Annotated in this window: 15 protein-coding genes and 1 pseudogene; 3 read left to right on the top strand and 13 right to left on the bottom strand. The window is 42.0% G+C overall.

Annotation, left to right across the window (positions count from 1 at the left end):
* Window positions 1-49 precede the first annotated feature (49 nt).
* Entirely contained in the window at window positions 50-1,204 is a 1,155-nt protein-coding gene (locus ABVF09_RS09845; RefSeq protein ID WP_371069106.1) for a site-specific integrase, read from the top strand.
* 104 nt (window positions 1,205-1,308) lie between these two features.
* Here the strand turns inward: ABVF09_RS09845 and glnA are convergent, their stop codons facing one another.
* The 7 genes from glnA to miaA all read right to left on the bottom strand — a co-directional run bounded on the left by glnA (window position 1,309) and on the right by miaA (window position 8,407).
* Window positions 1,309-2,646, bottom strand: a complete 1,338-nt coding sequence (gene glnA, locus ABVF09_RS09840; RefSeq protein ID WP_026771324.1) for a type I glutamate--ammonia ligase — start codon at window positions 2,644-2,646, stop codon at window positions 1,309-1,311.
* Between the two features lie 22 nt (window positions 2,647-2,668).
* Entirely contained in the window at window positions 2,669-3,064 is a 396-nt protein-coding gene (locus ABVF09_RS09835) for a MerR family transcriptional regulator (RefSeq protein ID WP_026570279.1), read from the bottom strand.
* Window positions 3,065-3,542: 478 nt separating this feature from the next.
* Window positions 3,543-4,787 carry a methionine gamma-lyase family protein gene (locus ABVF09_RS09830; protein ID WP_026570280.1) on the bottom strand — a complete coding sequence of 415 codons (1,245 nt, stop codon included), beginning with the start codon at window positions 4,785-4,787 and terminating at the stop codon, window positions 3,543-3,545.
* Window positions 4,784-6,031, bottom strand: coding sequence for a GTPase HflX (gene hflX, locus ABVF09_RS09825; protein ID WP_026570281.1), 1,248 nt, complete (start codon window positions 6,029-6,031; stop codon window positions 4,784-4,786). Before hflX ends, ABVF09_RS09830 begins: the two co-directional genes overlap by 4 nt.
* 96 nt (window positions 6,032-6,127) lie before the next feature.
* Window positions 6,128-7,042: a stage V sporulation protein K gene (gene spoVK / locus ABVF09_RS09820; RefSeq protein WP_026570282.1), complete on the bottom strand. Its 915-nt coding sequence runs from the start codon at window positions 7,040-7,042 to the stop codon at window positions 6,128-6,130.
* A 168-nt stretch (window positions 7,043-7,210) separates the two neighbouring features.
* Window positions 7,211-7,435: an RNA chaperone Hfq gene (gene hfq / locus ABVF09_RS09815; protein WP_026771327.1), complete on the bottom strand. Its 225-nt coding sequence runs from the start codon at window positions 7,433-7,435 to the stop codon at window positions 7,211-7,213.
* A 36-nt stretch (window positions 7,436-7,471) separates the two neighbouring features.
* Window positions 7,472-8,407 carry a tRNA (adenosine(37)-N6)-dimethylallyltransferase MiaA gene (miaA, locus tag ABVF09_RS09810; protein WP_371069105.1) on the bottom strand — a complete coding sequence of 312 codons (936 nt, stop codon included), beginning with the start codon at window positions 8,405-8,407 and terminating at the stop codon, window positions 7,472-7,474.
* 226 nt (window positions 8,408-8,633) lie between these two features.
* Between miaA and ABVF09_RS09805 the strand changes: the two genes are divergently transcribed.
* Window positions 8,634-8,882 (top strand): GlsB/YeaQ/YmgE family stress response membrane protein, encoded by a 249-nt coding sequence (locus ABVF09_RS09805; RefSeq protein ID WP_026570283.1) that lies wholly within the window; start codon window positions 8,634-8,636, stop codon window positions 8,880-8,882.
* A 388-nt stretch (window positions 8,883-9,270) separates the two neighbouring features.
* Window positions 9,271-9,445, top strand: a pseudogene (locus ABVF09_RS09800) (transposase); the annotation flags it as partial.
* 438 nt (window positions 9,446-9,883) lie between these two features.
* Here the strand turns inward: ABVF09_RS09800 and ABVF09_RS09795 are convergent.
* The 6 genes from ABVF09_RS09795 to miaB all read right to left on the bottom strand — a co-directional run bounded on the left by ABVF09_RS09795 (window position 9,884) and on the right by miaB (window position 18,112).
* Window positions 9,884-10,375: a Dps family protein gene (locus tag ABVF09_RS09795; RefSeq protein WP_235162447.1), complete on the bottom strand. Its 492-nt coding sequence runs from the start codon at window positions 10,373-10,375 to the stop codon at window positions 9,884-9,886.
* A gap of 266 nt (window positions 10,376-10,641) precedes the next feature.
* Window positions 10,642-12,516 carry a DNA mismatch repair endonuclease MutL gene (gene mutL / locus ABVF09_RS09790; RefSeq protein WP_026570286.1) on the bottom strand — a complete coding sequence of 625 codons (1,875 nt, stop codon included), beginning with the start codon at window positions 12,514-12,516 and terminating at the stop codon, window positions 10,642-10,644.
* A gap of 18 nt (window positions 12,517-12,534) precedes the next feature.
* Window positions 12,535-15,147, bottom strand: coding sequence for a DNA mismatch repair protein MutS (gene mutS / locus ABVF09_RS09785; protein WP_371069104.1), 2,613 nt, complete (start codon window positions 15,145-15,147; stop codon window positions 12,535-12,537).
* 112 nt (window positions 15,148-15,259) lie between these two features.
* Window positions 15,260-15,823, bottom strand: coding sequence for an outer spore coat protein CotE (gene cotE / locus ABVF09_RS09780; protein WP_026570288.1), 564 nt, complete (start codon window positions 15,821-15,823; stop codon window positions 15,260-15,262).
* A gap of 278 nt (window positions 15,824-16,101) precedes the next feature.
* Window positions 16,102-16,530: a YlbF/YmcA family competence regulator gene (locus ABVF09_RS09775; protein WP_026570289.1), complete on the bottom strand. Its 429-nt coding sequence runs from the start codon at window positions 16,528-16,530 to the stop codon at window positions 16,102-16,104.
* Between the two features lies 1 nt (window position 16,531).
* Window positions 16,532-18,112: a tRNA (N6-isopentenyl adenosine(37)-C2)-methylthiotransferase MiaB gene (miaB, locus tag ABVF09_RS09770; RefSeq protein ID WP_026570290.1), complete on the bottom strand. Its 1,581-nt coding sequence runs from the start codon at window positions 18,110-18,112 to the stop codon at window positions 16,532-16,534.
* Window positions 18,113-18,281 lie beyond the last annotated feature (169 nt).

Genomic DNA, 18,281 nt, shown 5'->3' with positions numbered 1-18,281 from the left:
GATGCCTGTAGTTCGTCCGGATTACCAAATATAGAAAGGAGTTTTGGGAGTGGGAATAAGCTACCGAAAACATAATGGCACTTGGGAATACCGTATTAAGTATAGGGACCCTATTACTAAAAAGTACAAAGAGAAATCAAAGAGAGGCTTTAAAACAAAACCAGAAGCCCGATTTGAAGCACAGGAAGTGGAGCACCAATTATTAAATAATTTTGAATTGGCTAGTCAGAACACCACCTTAAGGGAGTTCCTAAATAACTGGTTAGAAGAATATAAGAACGGCGTAGTGAGAAAGAATACTTATGACCTTCATAAGCGAAATATAGAAAAGCAGATAATTCCCTACTTCAAAGAAATAGAGTTAAAATCTATCACTCCGACAATGTACCAAAAGTTCTTAACTCATTTATTCAAAAAAGAGTACAGCAAGCGCACAATAGAAATAATCCATGGAACCATGCGCAATGCTTTGGAAAAAGCTTTTCACCTAAACATGCTCGAGAGGAACCCTACTATCGGAGCGGTAATTAAGGGGAAAGAAAAGGAGCGAAAAGTTAAGTTTATTGACTCGACAGAGATTCCTATATTTATGAAAACAGCATATCAATATGGTTATATTTATTGGCTGTTTTTTGGTTTCATGATAGATACTGGTATGCGTAAAGGTGAAGTTGCCGCTCTTCAGTGGTCTGATATCGATTTTAAGAACAAAACCGTATCAGTTAATAAAACATTAGATTTTCAGGCCGATTCTGATGACGAGTTGTTTGGTGATCCAAAAACTTTTAAATCAAAAAGAACAATATCTTTATCTAAGAACATAATTAGCAAGCTAAAAGATCATCTTAAATGGCAGAACCAAAACAAACAAAACCTAAACGATATTTATCGCCATGATCTTAACCTGGTCTTTTGTCGAGAAGATGGATATATCATGCCCAAATCAAGTTTATTCAATGCCTTTAGACGAATATTAAAACAAGCAGGAATACCGAGCCTACCCATACATTCATTGCGCCATACACACGCTGTACTTTTGCTCGAAGCAGAAAACGATATGAAGTTCATCCAGGAGCGATTGGGACATGGAAGCTACCAAATAACCGCTGATGTGTATTCACATATCTCCAAGCGCCTTGATGAAAAATCAATGGCAAGATACGAAGCATACTTTGATCAAATCACTTCCCCTAAAGGCGATTAATTTTTGTGGGTGTTTCGTGGGTGCTGTGGTGGGTGATCAGAATCAGAACACTTGGTCAAAGCAAAAGAAATCCCCCGACGCTTGTGCGCCAAGGGATTGTAAGATTAATAAGTTTGCAGATACTGTTCGCGTTCCCAAGGGTGTACTTGTGTACGGAACATATCCCATTCGATTTCTTTTGCTTCGACGAAGTGTTCGAAAAGATGTTCTCCGAGCGCTTCTACGATGATTTTGTCTTTCTTCATTAGCTCAACTGCATTGTAAAGGGTGGCCGGTAAATCTTGCACACCGTTTTCTTCCCTTTCTTCTTTATCCATGACGTAAATATTGCGGTCGACCGCTGTTGGTGCTTCCATTTTGTTCTCCACACCGTCAAGTCCTGCGGCAAGCATGACGGACATAGCCAAATAAGGGTTTGCCGCCGGATCGACACTTCGAACTTCAACTCGTGTGCTCAGTCCTCTTGAAGAAGGAACTCGGATAAGCGGACTTCTGTTCAATCCAGACCAAGCTACATAGCAAGGTGCCTCATATCCTGGAACAAGACGTTTGTAAGAGTTGATTGTCGGGTTTGTTACAGCTGTGAAGCTGGTCGCATGCTTGATGATGCCTGCGATAAATTGATATGCCGTTTCGCTAAGTTCCAGTTCTCCTTGTGGATCGTAGAAAGAATTTTTGCCATCTTTGAACAACGACATATTGGAGTGCATCCCGGAGCCGTTCACACCGAACAGCGGTTTTGGCATGAAAGTAGCGTGTAAACCATGTTTACGGGCAATCGTTTTGACAACCAATTTAAACGTTTGGATATCATCACAGTGTTTTAAAGCATCGGAATATTTAAAGTCAATTTCGTGCTGTCCCGGTGCCACCTCATGGTGGGAAGCTTCGATTTCAAAACCCATCTCTTCCAATTCAAGCACGATATCGCGACGGCAGTTCTCTCCCAAATCAGTAGGTGCTAAGTCGAAGTAACCGCCTTTATCATTCAATTCTAGCGATGGTTCACCTTTTTCATCCAATTTGAAAAGGAAAAATTCTGGTTCTGTACCAATATTGAAAGCGGAGAAGCCCAGCTCTTCCATCTTTTTCAAGTTGCGCTTCAAGTTGTAACGAGGGTCGCCTTCAAAAGGCGTTCCGTCAGGATTGTAAATATCACAAATGAAACGGGCGACTTTTCCTTTTTCAGAAGTCCACGGGAAAACAACAAATGTATCCAAGTCCGGATAAAGTTTCATGTCGGATTCCTCTATGCGAACAAACCCTTCGATAGAAGAGCCATCGAACATCATTTCATTGTCAAATGCTTTTTCTAACTGGCTCAAAGGGATTTCAACGTTCTTAATCGTTCCAAGCATGTCGGTAAACTGCAAACGAATGAACCGTACGTTTTCCTCCTTGATTTTTTGCATTATCTCTTCTTTCGTAAATTTAGCAGCCATTTATTCCTCTCCTCCTATATATTTAATGGAAGAATCGTGATAATTCTCCCTGGCGCAACGATGTTTTTCCCATGCGGCCGGTACTGTGAAGCTCTTTTTGCAGCATTTTCCGCAATTCTTTCTCAGACAGTTCCGGGGCTTTTTCATTTTCCTTCAACTGTTTTGTCGTTGGGAGGTCTTTTATGTTAAGTACTTGTTTGATTCCTGCCAGGTTTATCCCCTTTTCAATCAATTCTTTGATTTCGAGCAGTCGATCGACATCATTGAATGAAAACAAACGTTGGTTTCCGTTTGTCCTGGCCGGATGAACCAGATTATGTTCTTCATAATAACGGATTTGTCTTGCTGTCAAATCGGTCAGTGACTTAACGATACCTATGGAAAATAACGGCATGGAACGTCTATCCAGATCGCTCATGGTATAACCCCTTTCCCTGTTATTTTTCCATAGTTCTATTATACAATTGGAATAATAATTGTCAAGGCGTGTAAGCTTTCTTTACATCAAAAAATAAAAAATTCCTTGAATTTTCTTTCTTTTATAAACAAACCAATAAGACGGGCTGTTCGGGAAGGCGATGTTTTTTGAATCTGCCTTTTAACCGCCTGCTGCCTCTTTCCCCTCCATTCCAAACATCCACTCTTTTAAAATCCCCAATGCCTCTAAATAATTCCTATCTATCTCTTATTACTTTTGATGCCGCAGCTTTAGGGTAATAAAGAGTGAGGGAATAGCACCTCGTGACAGGGACTCTTTCTACTTTCAATATGAAGTTTTCAGCAACACCGACAGACCATAAATCACGCAGAGACATCTTGATTTGCCAGGTTGCGTGTGCTTCTTAAATGTGGCCATAAAAAAATCAGCCATTGAACATCAACAGCTGATTCTATTATCAATATCGCTTTAAGAACCCTTTTTGTTGTAACGTTTTTACCGCTTCTGTCACTGCTATTTTCACATGGGCGTATGTCAATCCGCCTTGGACATAAGCAGTATAAGGCGGGCGGATCGGCCCGTCTGCAGTGAGTTCAAGACTTGCCCCCTGGATAAATGTCCCGGCAGCCATGATCACTTCACTATCATACCCGGGCATTGCAGAAGGGTACGGTGTCACAAAAGAATTGACGGGAGAGGCTTGTTGGATTGCCTGGCAAAAAGCAATCATTTGTTCCGGAGTATCAAAATTCACTGATTGGATCAAGTCGGTTCTGGAGGCTCGATAGTCCGGTGTCGTATGAAAACCACTTTTTTCTAAGAAGCGAGAAGTGAAAATCGCGCCCTTCACCGCTTCCCCAACTACATGAGGCGCCAGAAACAATCCCTGAAACATTTCCTGCAACATGCCAAGACTCGCCCCGGTTTCTTTTCCCAGACCAGGTGCGGTCAACCTGTTGGCACATTGTTCTACCAAATGTTTTTTTCCGGCAATGTATCCCCCGGCGCGGACGATTCCGCCTCCGGGATTCTTGATCAGTGAACCGGCGATCAAATCCGCTCCCACGTGCAGCGGTTCTTTCGTTTCAACAAATTCTCCGTAACAGTTATCTACGAATATTTGCAGGTCCTTGTCCAAGTGTTTAATATATTGAATCATTTCTTTTATCTCGTCGATTGAAAATGACGGGCGCTCATGATACCCCTTCGATCGCTGAATGGCTATCACTTTTGTATTTCTTTTAATTGACTTTTTTACGTTATCCCAGTCAATGGTTCCATTTTCCTTTAAATCCACCGCACAATAGTCGATACCGAAGTCCTTAAGACTGCCATTGTTTTCACCGCGGCTGCCAATTACCTCTTCCAAAGTGTCATAGGGCTTTCCGGTCATGTAAAGCAACTCATCCCCCGGGCGCAGCAGTCCGAATAGGGAGGTGGTAATCGCGTGAGTTCCCGACACGAGTTGAGGACGCACCAAAGCGTCCTCTCCCCCAAACACCTCTGCATAAACAGCCTCAAGGACTTCCCGTCCGTTGTCATCGTAACCATACCCGGTTGTAGGATTGAAATGACTGTCACTTACTCGGTGTTTTTGAAATGCCTTCAAAACATTACGTTGATTGGTTTCCGAAATGTTGTTCGCTGTTTGAATTTGTTTCTGGATATCCTGTTCTGCTTCTTTGATGGTTGATTCAATCATTCTGTCTCGTGCTGCTCCTTCACCTTGTATTTTAAAGGATGATCCGGACTAATATAACCGCTTACCCGATAACCTTCTTTCGCTTCATCAAAATAACGATCAGTGACAATAGTCCTTCTTCTCAACGTTTCAAGTAACGTTCCTTCATCTGGCGTGAGAAATGTCTGATATGCTTCCCATTCACCGATTAATATCTGTTCTACTTCATGCAACACCCGCTTTAAATCGATAGGATCGTGGGCGCTTATCGTCATGGAGGGATGAACGGAAGGAATAAAGTCCTCTTGCAAAATGTCTTTTTTATTGTAGACAGTTAGCATAGGTAGATTTTCCGCACCTAAATCCTCCAATAATGTATTTACTGTTTTCTGATGATTTTCCAAATCCGGATGGGAAGCATCTACCATGTGGAGAATGAAATCGGCTTCCGTGACTTCTTCGAGTGTAGAGCGGAAAGCAGCAATAAGTGTTGTCGGCAAATCTTGAATGAATCCTACCGTATCCGTAATCAAAGCAGCAAATCCGGATGGGAGTTGAATTTGCCGTGTCATCGGATCCAGGGTTGCAAATAATTGATTTTCTTCCAACGATTCACTTTTGGTTATCCGGTTAAAAAAAGTCGACTTTCCTGCATTCGTATAACCGACAATCGCTATCTGGAAAGCTTTGTTTTCTTTTCTCCGGCTCCTGTATTGCGCACGTTGATTAACAACCGCTTGCAGTCTGGCTTTGATTTCGTCTATTCTTCGTCTGATATGCCTCCGGTCAGATTCTAACTTGGTTTCACCCGGCCCGCGAGTCCCGATGCCGCCTGCCAGTCTGGATAATGACTTCCCCTGTCCGTAGAGCCGCGGCAGCATGTATTCCAACTGCGCTAATTCAACCTGCAGTTTACCTTCTTTTGTATTTGCCCGTTGCGCAAAGATATCAAGTATCAATTGACTTCTATCTATAATTCGAACACCAAGCCGCTCACCTAAATTTTTTGCCTGGCTTGGAGAAAGCTCGTCGTTGGATATCACCAAATCTATTTCCAATTCTTCCACAAATTCAGTAAGTTCCTCTACCTTTCCTTCCCCCATATAAAGGGCAGGATGTATTTTTTCACGATTTTGCGTAACGATTTTCAAGACGTTCCCCTGCGCTGTTTCGGTGAGAGACTGTAATTCACTCAGTGAAGATTGAAAACGTTCCTCTTCTTGTCTTGGTTGTCGTACAGCTATGATTAGCACTTTTTCCTGCATCTGCTCAACCTCTTTCTCTGATACTGCTTTCATCATAACAAATATATACAGCAAATAAAAACTAGAACCTCGCATAGCAAGGTTCTAGTTTTTTATCTAATCCAAACAGAGATCGCTTTTGGTGATGGTAGTCAGATCTTTTGTCGAAAAGTTTTGTTTTCTCATCAACCGGACAGCATGTTTTCGTATCGATTTTTCCAATAGATTCCGGACAAAGCGGGCATTTGAGAAATCATGATTGTTGTTTTGCTTTTGCTTGATTAAATAATCCTGAAGCTTCCATTCTGCTTCCTTTGTGAATTGATATTCCCTTTCAGCAGCCATCTGCTTTGCAATTTCAAGCAATTGTACAACTGAATAATCCTCGAACTCAAGGACGATGGGAAACCGGGATACCAGACCGGGGTTTAGCGACAGGAAATATTCCATCTCATTTGGGTAACCAGCCAAGATCAAAATAAATTCGTTATGGCTGTCTTCCATGTGCTTAACCAATGTATCGATCGCTTCTTTGCCAAAATCTTTGTCACCACCGCGCCCGAGTGAATAGGCTTCATCAATAAACAAAATACCGCCTTTAGCCTTTTCGATCAAATCTCTGGTTTTTTGGGCAGTATGGCCGATATACTCTCCGACCAGATCGGCTCTCTCTGCCTCGATAAAGTGACCTTTTGACAAAATGTTCATTTCAAACAATGTTCTGGCTAGTTGCCTTGCCACAGTGGTCTTTCCTGTTCCAGGATTCCCCTTGAAAAGCATGTGCAGAACCTGTTTTTCCGCTTTCAATCCAGCTTTTTCTCTTTTTTGATTAATGGTGATCGATGCATAAATTTCTTTCATGGTATCCTTCAATTTTTCTAAACCTACAAAAGAGGAGAAACGATTGTCGATGTCGGCAAAAGGGTCATATCCTTTTTGTTCACTCAGTGCTTTGGAGGTAGAGAGTTTTTCTCTTTCATTTAAAATAATATTTATTTGGCCATTTCGTTTTAATGATACTTGAGATTCCACATTACCACCCCTTATTCACGATATTATACGTGAAAAGAACAAGGAGTGTGACATTCGCCTATGGACCCCGGGCATTTTCTGATTCCATAAAAAAGGGTGTTCAGTATGAACACCCTGCCCTGTTTGAAACAATATCACTCCGTCACCGGATTGAGTGCCCAGATGGCATCACTCTTTATCCAAAGCTACGTTTTTCACCGGTGCGAAAGTCGAAATGGCATGCTTGAAAATCAATTGTTGTTTACCGTCCGTATCAAATAAAACGGTAAAGTTATCAAAAGCTTTCACGGTCCCTCTCAACTGAAAACCATTTAATAAAAAAACGGTGACTTGAATCCGTTCTTTACGGAGTTGGTTTAAATATTGATCTTGAATATTTACCGATTGAGACATAAAATTTCCTCCTCTTTTTATCTGTACTATGTAATTCTATTTTTTCTGCAGCATTCCTGCTAACTCAGATAAAATTATTTTAAATTGTTCCTCCTTTTTCCCTGGATCAATCGTGTACCAATGAATATCCATCTTGTTCTTAAACCATGTCAACTGTCGCTTGGCAAACCTTCGAGAATTCCGTTTTAGCAAACCGACAGCTTCATCCAAGGTCATTTCCCCATTTAGATATGGGATTATTTCTTTATATCCAATTGCTTTCATCGACTGGCTGTTTGAAAAGCCCTGATTGTATAAATGCTTCACTTCCTCCACAAGCCCTGATTCAACCATTTCATCAACTCGCGTGTTAATCCGTTGATAAAGAAGATCCCTTTCCATATCCAATCCTAAGATAACAGGACGATAAGGAGAGTCTGCTTGTTGTGCAGCTTGATATTCACTCATCGTTTTGCCCGTTTTCTCAAATACTTCCAATGCACGGATGACTCTGCGCTTATTATTGGGATGGATCTTTTTGGCTTGTTCCGGATCTACCGATCGCAGCTTGGCGTATAATGTATCGATCCCATAACAGTCGATTTCATCTTCCAGCTTTTTATGGTAGGTATCATCCCTCTTTTCATCGGCAAAAATATAGCCATTTATGGCGGCTTGTATGTATAAACCAGTTCCGCCGGCGATAATCGGCAGATGATTTCTTTCCGTTATCTCTTTCACACAATTCGCCACTTTCTGTTGGAATTCAGCAACGGAGAACGTATCGTCAGGCTGCTTTATATCGATTAAATGATGTGGTACGCCCTTCATTTCTTCTTTTGTTATTTTTGCCGTACCGATATCCATTCCGCGGTAAATTTGCATCGAGTCACCGCTGATAACTTCTCCAGCAAAGTTCCTGGCTATTTCCACGCTCAAGCTCGTCTTCCCGACAGCTGTCGGCCCAACAACTGCAACTACAAGTGGTTTCATGCTTATACTCCTAGATTTATAATTAAATATTGCGCTTTGGTTATACTATCCTTTTGATAAACCATTATACATTAACTTTTATTTTTCGCAATCTTCTCGTCCGTGCACCCCCAAGCAAGCGTTTGGTTTTTTCTTGGGAAGGGTACATGTCTTACAAACACAGCAGTCATATGCTGAAGTTTTATTAATATAAAAATAGCGACATACTACAAGGAGGTAATCCAATATGGGTTTTATCATCTATTTAATAGTCGGTGGACTAATCGGCTGGCTTGCCGGTTTAATTGTCGGAAAAGATTTACCGGCTGGTATTTTCGGTAATATCATCGCGGGTATCATCGGGGCATGGATCGGAGGAGAATTGTTCGGTCAATGGGGTCCTGAATTAGGCGGTATCTATCTCATTCCCGCATTGATCGGTGCGATTATTTTCGTTCTGATACTAAGTCTCATTATCCGTGCAGTGAGAAGGTAACGAACAGGAGGTGCTGTTAAAACACAGCACCCCTTTTTTGAGGCCACTGAAAAAGTCCTTTCTAATCTAGAAGAGATTTTAAAGTTTGTTGTTGATTCTCACGAATCGCTTATCGGTGGATGCTTGCCGCGGGCACGGCCTCAGCTAACTTGGTCAAAAAGATCACTTAACCAAGTGGATCTTCGGCTCGCGCTGTTCCCGCAGGCGTCACCACCGAACGCTCATCGTGGAATCGACAGAGGGTAAACGAAAAGAAGTGATTTTCTTTGATTTCTAAAAGAAAGTCACTCTTTTTTCTTTTCAATGAAAGGAATACATAATAGGGAGGGATTCGATGTTAGACCGTCCATTATCCATGGATTTAAGCTAGTACGAAGGGCTCTACGATATGGTGGCCCCTAAGGAGCATCTTCTTCTGGAAATAAATGAGCTTATCGATTTTTCCTTCGTTTATGACGAACTGAAGGACAAATACTGTCATGATAATGGTCGAAAACGCAGTTCATCCCATCAAATACCTCCTTCTAAAAATCATCTATACGTTGTCTGACGTAGATCTCGTGTAACGAGCTCAGCCCAACTTATTAGCTCACTTCCGTCGTAAACGTCTGAAAGACACAAACCTTTTAAATCTCCTGATATGGGGTCTTAGTCGTCCGTTTTTCCGCCAAAGGAATCTCGTTCTAAAACCTTGAATGGGTGTAATTTTTCGCTCAGTTCGAATCCGCATCACGACAGGGGTCACCACATTTAGTATAGAGCCCGATAAACTCCCACAATAGAAAAAGACGCATAATCAAAACCACCAGTGTGAACTGGTGGTTTGCTCTGCAGTGGTCGGGAAACCAACTTTATCCTACCATGAAGTGAGGTTTTTTTATTACCACACTGTAAGCTCTCCGGAACCCCCGGCATAGCCAGGGGTTTTCTAATTCATTAAAAAAAGCTTGCAGAGAAACAAAAGGTTTCTCTGCAAGCTGATGGCGTCGAAAAGAGCTTTCTTATTTAAGATGGCCTTCGAAAGCTGTCAACATCCAGACATGTTTCTCCAGTCGTCCCTGCAGCTCATTTAACAGGTCGAGAGAAGGCTGATCGTTCACCTCTTCCGCCAACTTTCCGCCTTTTCCTTTGATTTCATCAATAATCGTTTGATAGTCACGGGAAAGCTGCGTTACAATTTCGTCCTCTGTATCATCCGCCTGTGCTTCATGAATGGTCGCTTCTTTGATGTATTTATGCATGGTGGCCAAAGGCCTGCCCCCTATAGCAAGAATCCGCTCGGCTATGTCATCCATGTCCTGTGCCGCTTCATTATAAAGATCCTCAAAAACTTCATGCAGTTTAAAAAAATGTTTACCGGTGACAAACCAATGGTATCGATGAAGTTTGATATACAGTACAGCAAAGTTAGATAACTCTTGATTCAAAAAATTTATCAATCGTTGATTTTCCGGCATGTTTTCATTTACATGCACATTTAAGTTTTCAGCCATTTTCCATCACACCTTTCTAAGAATATTTTTTTGTTATGTTCGCAAATTATACGTGATAGTTTCTGGTTCTTATCTAAATACCCTGCCAAAACTTAAAGCAAACATGGCAATTGACAAAAGAAAAACAAAATGGACTTTCTCCATACTTGCACTTGTTGAGTCGGTGATTATAGAACCCCACCTCCACAACAAGTTTTCGATCTGCTCTTAAAATAATCAAAGCAAAAAGCTTGTAGAAAATCCCTTTTCTACAAGCTGGATACATTTTACATAACACGCTTGAACATTTTTTCCATATCATAAGCGGAAAAATGAGCAATAATAGGACGGCCGTGCGGACATGTGAAAGGATCGGTCGATTTCCTCAAGTCCTCCAGCAGCCGGAACATATCATCATGATTCAAATAATGATTTGCTTTTATGGATCTTTTACAAGACATTAAAATGGCTGCTTCTTCCCTGATTTTTTTGATGTTCACTTTCTCATCGGCGATTACTTGCTCGACAATTTCCTGGATGACTTCCTCTTCGAAACCTTTTGGGAACCATTGAGGATGCGAGCGGATTGCATAGCTTTGTTCACCAAATGGTTCAAAGAACAGACCGATTTTCCTGAATTCATCCTGGTGCTGTTCGATCAGCAAGGCTTCCTGTTTGGAAAAATCAAAAGTCAACGGCATTAAAAGCTCTTGTACTTCATTCGGGACCTCCCCGATTTTCTCTTTGAAAAACTCATATTTTATTCGTTCCTGGGCAGCATGCTGATCGATAATATACAAACCATTTTCATTTTGGGCCAGAATATATGTTCCATGGTGCTGACCGATTGGGTACATGGCGGGTAAACGGTCCGATTTTATTTCTTGTTCTTCTTCAATGACAATTTTTTGCTCTCCGGACCGACTTTCGTTTTCCACCTGGCCTTTCAACACTTCATCGTAAGTGGCGGACTCTTTCAACCGCTCTTTCATAGAGAGGTCTGATGCCTCTTCCGCCGACTCGACAAGTTGACCGTGAACCGTTGGCGAATAGTCACCACGCTCATCATGAGGGTAAGCATTTTCCTTTACAGTATAGGAAGAAGGTTCATGGAACGAAAAACTGTCCTGCACACTTTCCAGACGATTGGGTTTTGGTTGACTTGCTTCTGGAATGAGCGTCTCTTTCCGGAAAGCTTCCCTTATGGTGGATTCAATTGCTTCAAACAGTTCTTTTTCTTTGCTGAAACGCACCTCCAGTTTTGCCGGATGTACATTCACATCCACCAGAATCGGATCCATTTGGATATTTAACACGACTAGCGGGTGTCTTCCGATTGGCAACAGGGTATGGTATCCTTTGGCGATTGCCTTGCTCAAGGGAATGCTCCTTATAAAGCGCCCATTGACTATAGTCGAAATGTAATTTCTCGATGCCCTTGTCACTTCAGGCTTAGCAACATAGCCTTGAATGGAAAAATCAAGGGTGGAATGTTCTACTGGCACCATTTTTTTCGCCACATTCATTCCGTAAACCTGCGCGATGATTTGCAGCAAATCTCCCCTGCCGGGTGATCGGAACAGCTGTCTTTCGTTATGATAAACTTCAAAACGAACCGTCGGGTGAGATAAAGCCATCCTGTTCATCACGTCGGTAATGTGACCTAGTTCAGTATGAATCGTCTTCATGTATTTCAGGCGTGCAGGTGTATTGAAAAACAAGTTTTCCACCATGATCTCCGTACCCTGCCTGGCATCACTCTTTTCTTTTTTTACAAGTTTCCCACCTTCTAGTTCCAGCAGTGTTCCTGCTTCATCTCCAGTCGAGGACTTTATTGTCAGCTTGCTTACAGCCGCAATACTGGCAAGTGCTTCTCCTCTGAACCCTAGTGTGCGAACATGAAAAAGATCGTTTTCATTGCTTATTTTGCTGGTCGCATGACGGAGCACCGACCGCTCACAATCTGTTTCATCCATTCCTGATCCATTATCCGTTATTTTTATCTTTTGTAATCCAGCTTCGGACACCTCTATTTTGATATAACTGCTATTCGCATCGATGCTGTTTTCCACCAGTTCTTTTACAACGGAAGCCGGCCGTTCGACAACCTCTCCAGCCGCTATTTTATTTGCAAGAGCGTCCGGCATTTGCTGAATAACCATGCTATCCCTCCTTACTGGTTACTTTTTCGCTTTCTTTTGTAGCTGATAAAGGGTATTCATTGCTTCCAACGGATTCATTTCCATGATATCAAGCTCCATTAGCTCCTTCACCAAGGGATCTTCTTGTTTGAAGCTTGACTGTTCACTTATAGGACGGGCTACCTCTTGTCCAAAAAATGACATCTGTTCTTCTGGTTCTTTTGTCGTCTGTCTGGAAGAATCAGTATTAGGAGCTATGGTTGTTTGGTTTTGCCCGGTTTCAAACTGCTTTAAAATTTCCGAGGCCCTGTGAATCAATTCATCGGGCAATTCGGCTAACTTTGCCACATGGATACCATAACTCTCGTCGGCTGCTCCTGGTTGGATTTGATGCAGAAAAACGACATTTCCTTGATATTCCTCTGCCCGTACATGGATGTTTTTGACCGCAGCCAGTGTGTTTTCCAGGCTGGTTAATTCATGATAATGGGTGGAAAATAGTGTCTTTGCTTTCACATGCTCATGGACATACTCAATAATCGCCTGAGCCAAAGCCATCCCGTCATAGGTGCTTGTCCCTCTTCCTATCTCATCCATTAAAATCAAACTGTTTTCAGAAGCCTGGGTAATGGCGTGTTTTGCTTCCAGCATTTCCACCATGAAAGTGCTCTGACCAGAAACGAGATCGTCCGCCGCACCTATCCTTGTGAAAATCTGGTCAAAAACAGGTAAGGACGCTTCTTCACATGGAACAAAACAGCCAATTTGCGCCATGATTGCCGTTAGGGCGAGTTGTCGCATATACGTACTTTTTCCTGACATATTCGGCCCGGTGATCAGCAATATTTCCGAAGATTCATCCATAGACACATCATTCGGAACAAAAGATTCGCCTTTCATTACTTTTTCGACCACCGGATGTCTCCCTTGCTTTATGGAGATTTTTCGATTTTCATTAAAAGTTGGTCTCGTATAGTCATTTTCTTCACTGACAGTCGCAAAGCTTTGCAGAACATCGACTGTACTTATCTTTTCAGCTAAAGCCTGAAGAGCAGGAATGTATTCTTTCACTTTTTCCCGCAATTCGACAAACAACTGATACTCCAAGTCAACGCTTTTCTCTTCTGCTTCAAGGATAAGGGACTCTTTTTCCTTTAATTCAGGAGTGATGAACCGTTCCGCATTCGTCAGCGTCTGTTTCCGCTCATACTTTCCTTCTGGCAGCAGGTGTAAATTGGCACGGGTGACTTCGATATAATAGCCAAACACCCGATTATAGCCTATTTTCAATGATTTGATATTTGTCGCCTGCTTTTCACGCTGCTCCAATTCGGTAATCCACTTTTTTCCATTTTTAGAAGCATCTCTATACTCATCTAACGTTGCATTGAATCCGTCCTTGATGATTCCGCCCTCTTTGATGGTCAGTGGCGCGTCCTCTTTTATACTCTCCTCCAACAATCCAGCCAGTCCTTGCATCTCATCTATTCCCTCTGCCAACGATTGGACCTCTTCGTGTGCGAATTGGGATAATAGCTTTTTGATTTCCGGAATTTTTTGAAGAGATTGTTTGACCTGGATTAAATCTCTGGCATTGACATTTCCATAGGAAACCCTGCCAGACAGGCGTTCTAGGTCATACACCGTTTTTAATGCCTCCCGTATTGATTCCCGTTCAAAAAAATGCTCTAGGAATGCCTGAACTATCGCGAACCGCTTATCGATTGCTTGTGTATTCAGCAAAGGCCGTTCAAGCCATTTTTTCAGCAAACGTGCTCCCATGGCTGTAACTGTCTTATCCAGTACCCAAAGCAGACTCCCCTGCTTTCCTTTCCGCAATATTGTCTGGGTCAGTTCCAGGTTGCGTTTCGAAAACATATCCAATGACATAAATTCCTGCAACTGAATGATTCTGGCAGGCTGCAGGTGGTCGAGTGACCGTTTCTGCGTATTCTGCAGGTAATTCAGCATCCTGCCGAATCCCTCTAACAATTGCCTATCCTTTTCCAATTGTTCGACCAAATGATGAAAACTTTCCTCGATGTCGCATACCTGTTGATGCGATACTGTTACTTGCAGCCTTTCCTGTAAATCCGTTTGATAGTTTTCCGGCAAATCCGGGGACACAACGATTTCTTTAACAGGCTGGTTGAAGAGCTCACTAAGCACTGCATCCCACCCAGAAGAAACACGAGCCACATTTGTTTCTCCCGTAGACAGGTCATTATAGGTAATAACAAAAACATAGCCTGGAAACTCACTGATACTGGCAAGAAAATTGTTCTCTTTTTCTTCCAGCATTGTCCCCTCCATCACCGTCCCTGGAGTAATCAGTTGAACGACATCCCTTTTCACGACTCCTTTGGCCGTTTTCGGATCTTCTACTTGTTCACATATGGCAACCTTGAATCCTTTTTCTACAAGGTTTTTTATGTAATTCTCAGCTGAATGGTAAGGGACGCCACACATAGGAATTCTTTCATCGGCCCCGCCGTCCCTGCTCGTCAAGGTGATTTCCAGCTCCCTGGAAGCCGCTAGAGCATCCTCAAAAAACATCTCATAGAAATCTCCCAACCGGAAAAACAAAAAACAATCTTTATGTTCAGCTTTTATTTTCAAATACTGCTGGATCATCGGTGTATATGTAGACATATTTTTTCCCCCACTACTACGAAATCTATCTTTCATTATATCATAATACAGGATGTGGGCTTAAGTGCAGGGAACCAAACAAAAAACGAGAGATTTCTCCCTCGTTTTCCATTTATTCTTCCTCTTCAGTCGCTAAAAAGTCAGGATTAATATCCTTGAACTCTTCGTCTGACAATTCAAAGTCCCAGTCGTCCTCATCCGCAACATATCCATTTGGATCCACTTTCACGCATACTTTTGTTTCCCCGATAACTTCCACTAAAAATTCCCGTTCTACTTCAACTAGTATCTTATGATCGTGGCTGGCAATCTTGCACTCCAGGCAGTTAGGTTGTTGAATCACCTTGGCAAACACTTCATAATCATCATTTAGCGTTTGGTCGTCTTTAACAGATAACTTTATCAAATCGCAATAAGTGATCCGTTCGGTGACAACCTCCGTTTTGGTGTTGTCATTATAAGAATACCAGATATTCACATCATAACTCCCATTGATTTCTACGGTGTCTTCACCTTTTTTCCGGGCGTTATATAAATGATTTATCACCCAGCAGCCAAGGATACTGGAGGGTCTATGTGAAGGGGTGATCGTGTTGGTATCCTGGATGAATTTCCGGCCTTTTCCGATAACGGCTTTTGTTATGATTTCCCGATATTCCTGATCCAGAAATGACATAAGAACTAAAACCTCCTCTTTTTTTCATAGTCAGTGTATGCATGGCAATCACCTATAGTGCAACCTTTTTTTCAAATGATCACGGTAATTGACATGATGAGCTCTACAACATCCTATGCAGGTGCCCAGCAAAATGTACATAAACCAAAAGAAGAAGAATCAAACAGGATAACGGAATCATTAAACCCATTCATCTGACTTTTTTCACCGGAATTCCGGAAACTCATGCCTAACGGAAAAAGGACCACTCCGTATAACGGAATAGTCCTTTCCGAATTTTAATGGCTGCAGGAAGAGCCATTACCCAGTTTGGATCCAGTTTCACCGGCCAGCAAATCACCGCCCGTGGAACGGATCACTTCATTGGTTACCTCCCGGGCAATGGTGTTGGAAACAAGCTGCAAAATGTCATTGATCACTAATTGGGAATCCTTGAATTCTTGCACTAACGGAATATCATCAATTTCCTTTTCGATTCTTTCCAGTTCTGCCTCTGCTTTTTTCTGTGCCTCTTCTTTTCCGTAAGCTTGTAAATTTACGACTTGCTTCTGCATTGCTTTCAACTTCTTGATTAAAATCTGTACTTTCTGATTCTCGTTCAACTTCGCTTCCAACTGCTTGAAACGATCGATTTCTTCTGTATTAGCCATCATTTGAGCTAACTTGTTCGCTTCTTCCAGCACTTGCTTTTTTGTATATGGAGCCAAATCATTTCACCTCTGCTGTTTCTTCAACCATTTCTCCGTCAAGAGACCAGGTTTTCGCATTTATTATTTTAACTTTTACAATTTTACCGATTGCTGATTTTGGTGCTTTGAAGTTGACTAATTTATTCCGTTCAGTATAACCAGCCAACACATCCGGATTCTTTTTGCTTTCCCCTTCAACAAGTACATCGACTACTTGCCCTTGATACTTTTTCATCGCTTCCGCTGATTGCTTATTGATCAACTTGTTCAAACGCTGCAAACGTTCTTTTTTCACTTCCATTGGAACATTATCTTCCCAGCGCGCTGCAGGAGTGCCTTCCCTTGGTGAATAGATAAAGGTGTAGGCACTCTCGAAACCTACTTCTTCCACAAGGCTCAGCGTCTCTTCAAATTGTTCATCGGTTTCGTTTGGAAAACCTACAATGATATCGGTAGTAAGGGTTGCATTGGGCATCGCCGTCCTGATTTTATCGACAAGCTCAAGATACCTTTCCCTTGTATAGCGGCGTGCCATAACTCGTAATACTTCGGAACTGCCGGATTGAACGGGAAGATGAATATGGTCCAGCAGATTGCCCCCTTTGGCCAAAACTTCGATCAAGCGGTCGTCGAAATCTCTGGGATGTGAAGTAGTGAAACGAACACGCGGGATATCGATTTTACGAATTTCATCCATTAAATCCCCGAGACCGTAATCCATATCTGTAAGATCTTTTCCATATGCATTGACATTTTGCCCCAAAAGGGTAATCTCCTTATACCCTTGTGCTGCAAGCTGCCTTACCTCCTGAATGATATCCTCAGGTCTTCGGCTTCTTTCCTTACCGCGTGTGTAAGGGACAATACAGTAAGTACAGAATTTGTCACATCCATACATGATATTGACCCAGCCTTTTATTTTCCCCTTTCTTACTTTTGGCAGGTTTTCAATGATATCTCCCTCTTTTGACCATACCTCGACGACCATTTCCTTGCCGAACATAGCTTCTTTCAATAGTTGCGGCAGCCGGTGAATGTTATGGGTACCGAAAATCATATCGATGAACGGGTGTTTTTTCAGTATGCGGTTTACGACCGATTCTTCTTGAGACATACAGCCGCACACACCTAAAATCACATCTGGATTCTCCGTTTTCAGTGTTTTCAAATGGCCAATTTCACCAAATACTTTGTTTTCGGCATTTTCCCTGATAGCACAGGTATTCAACAAAATAATATCGGCTTCAGCCGCTTCGTCTGTCGACTCATACCCCATATCGGTCAGCAGACCCGCCATTACTTCCGTATCATGCTCATTCATTTGGCAGCCATAGGTACGGATCAAGAACTTTTTATCTTTACCGATATTCTGCATGTCCTCCGGAACCTGATAATCATAATGGATCTGTACATCTTCTCTGCGTCGTTTCTTGGCCTTTTTCAAATTTGGCGGTTCATAAGTTGTTTGAAAATATTTCCCGATGAGTTCATCGCTGTCCATATTTTTTAAACGTGACAGGTTCTTCTCCTGGTCGGATTTTATGTCCGCTGGATTTTCCTGTTTTATTTGATTCATTTCTTTCCGCTGCTGTTCATTCATTTACAGAAGCTCCTTCCTTGAAAAACTGTCGTCCCGATTTATGTATCTGTCCGGAACCTCTAACCATAAAGGTATCTCCAATTTACTTATTATATCAACTACTAATACTAAAAATAAAGTGCTTTTGCATGAAAAAAGGAAATAAAGGAATGGCGAAAAAGTACCCCGA

The organism is Sediminibacillus sp. JSM 1682029, assembly GCF_041366435.1.
In the GTDB taxonomy this organism is placed as follows: Bacteria; Bacillota; Bacilli; order Bacillales; family Amphibacillaceae; genus Sediminibacillus; species Sediminibacillus terrae.
This window is presented reverse-complemented; position numbering and strand designations above follow the sequence as displayed.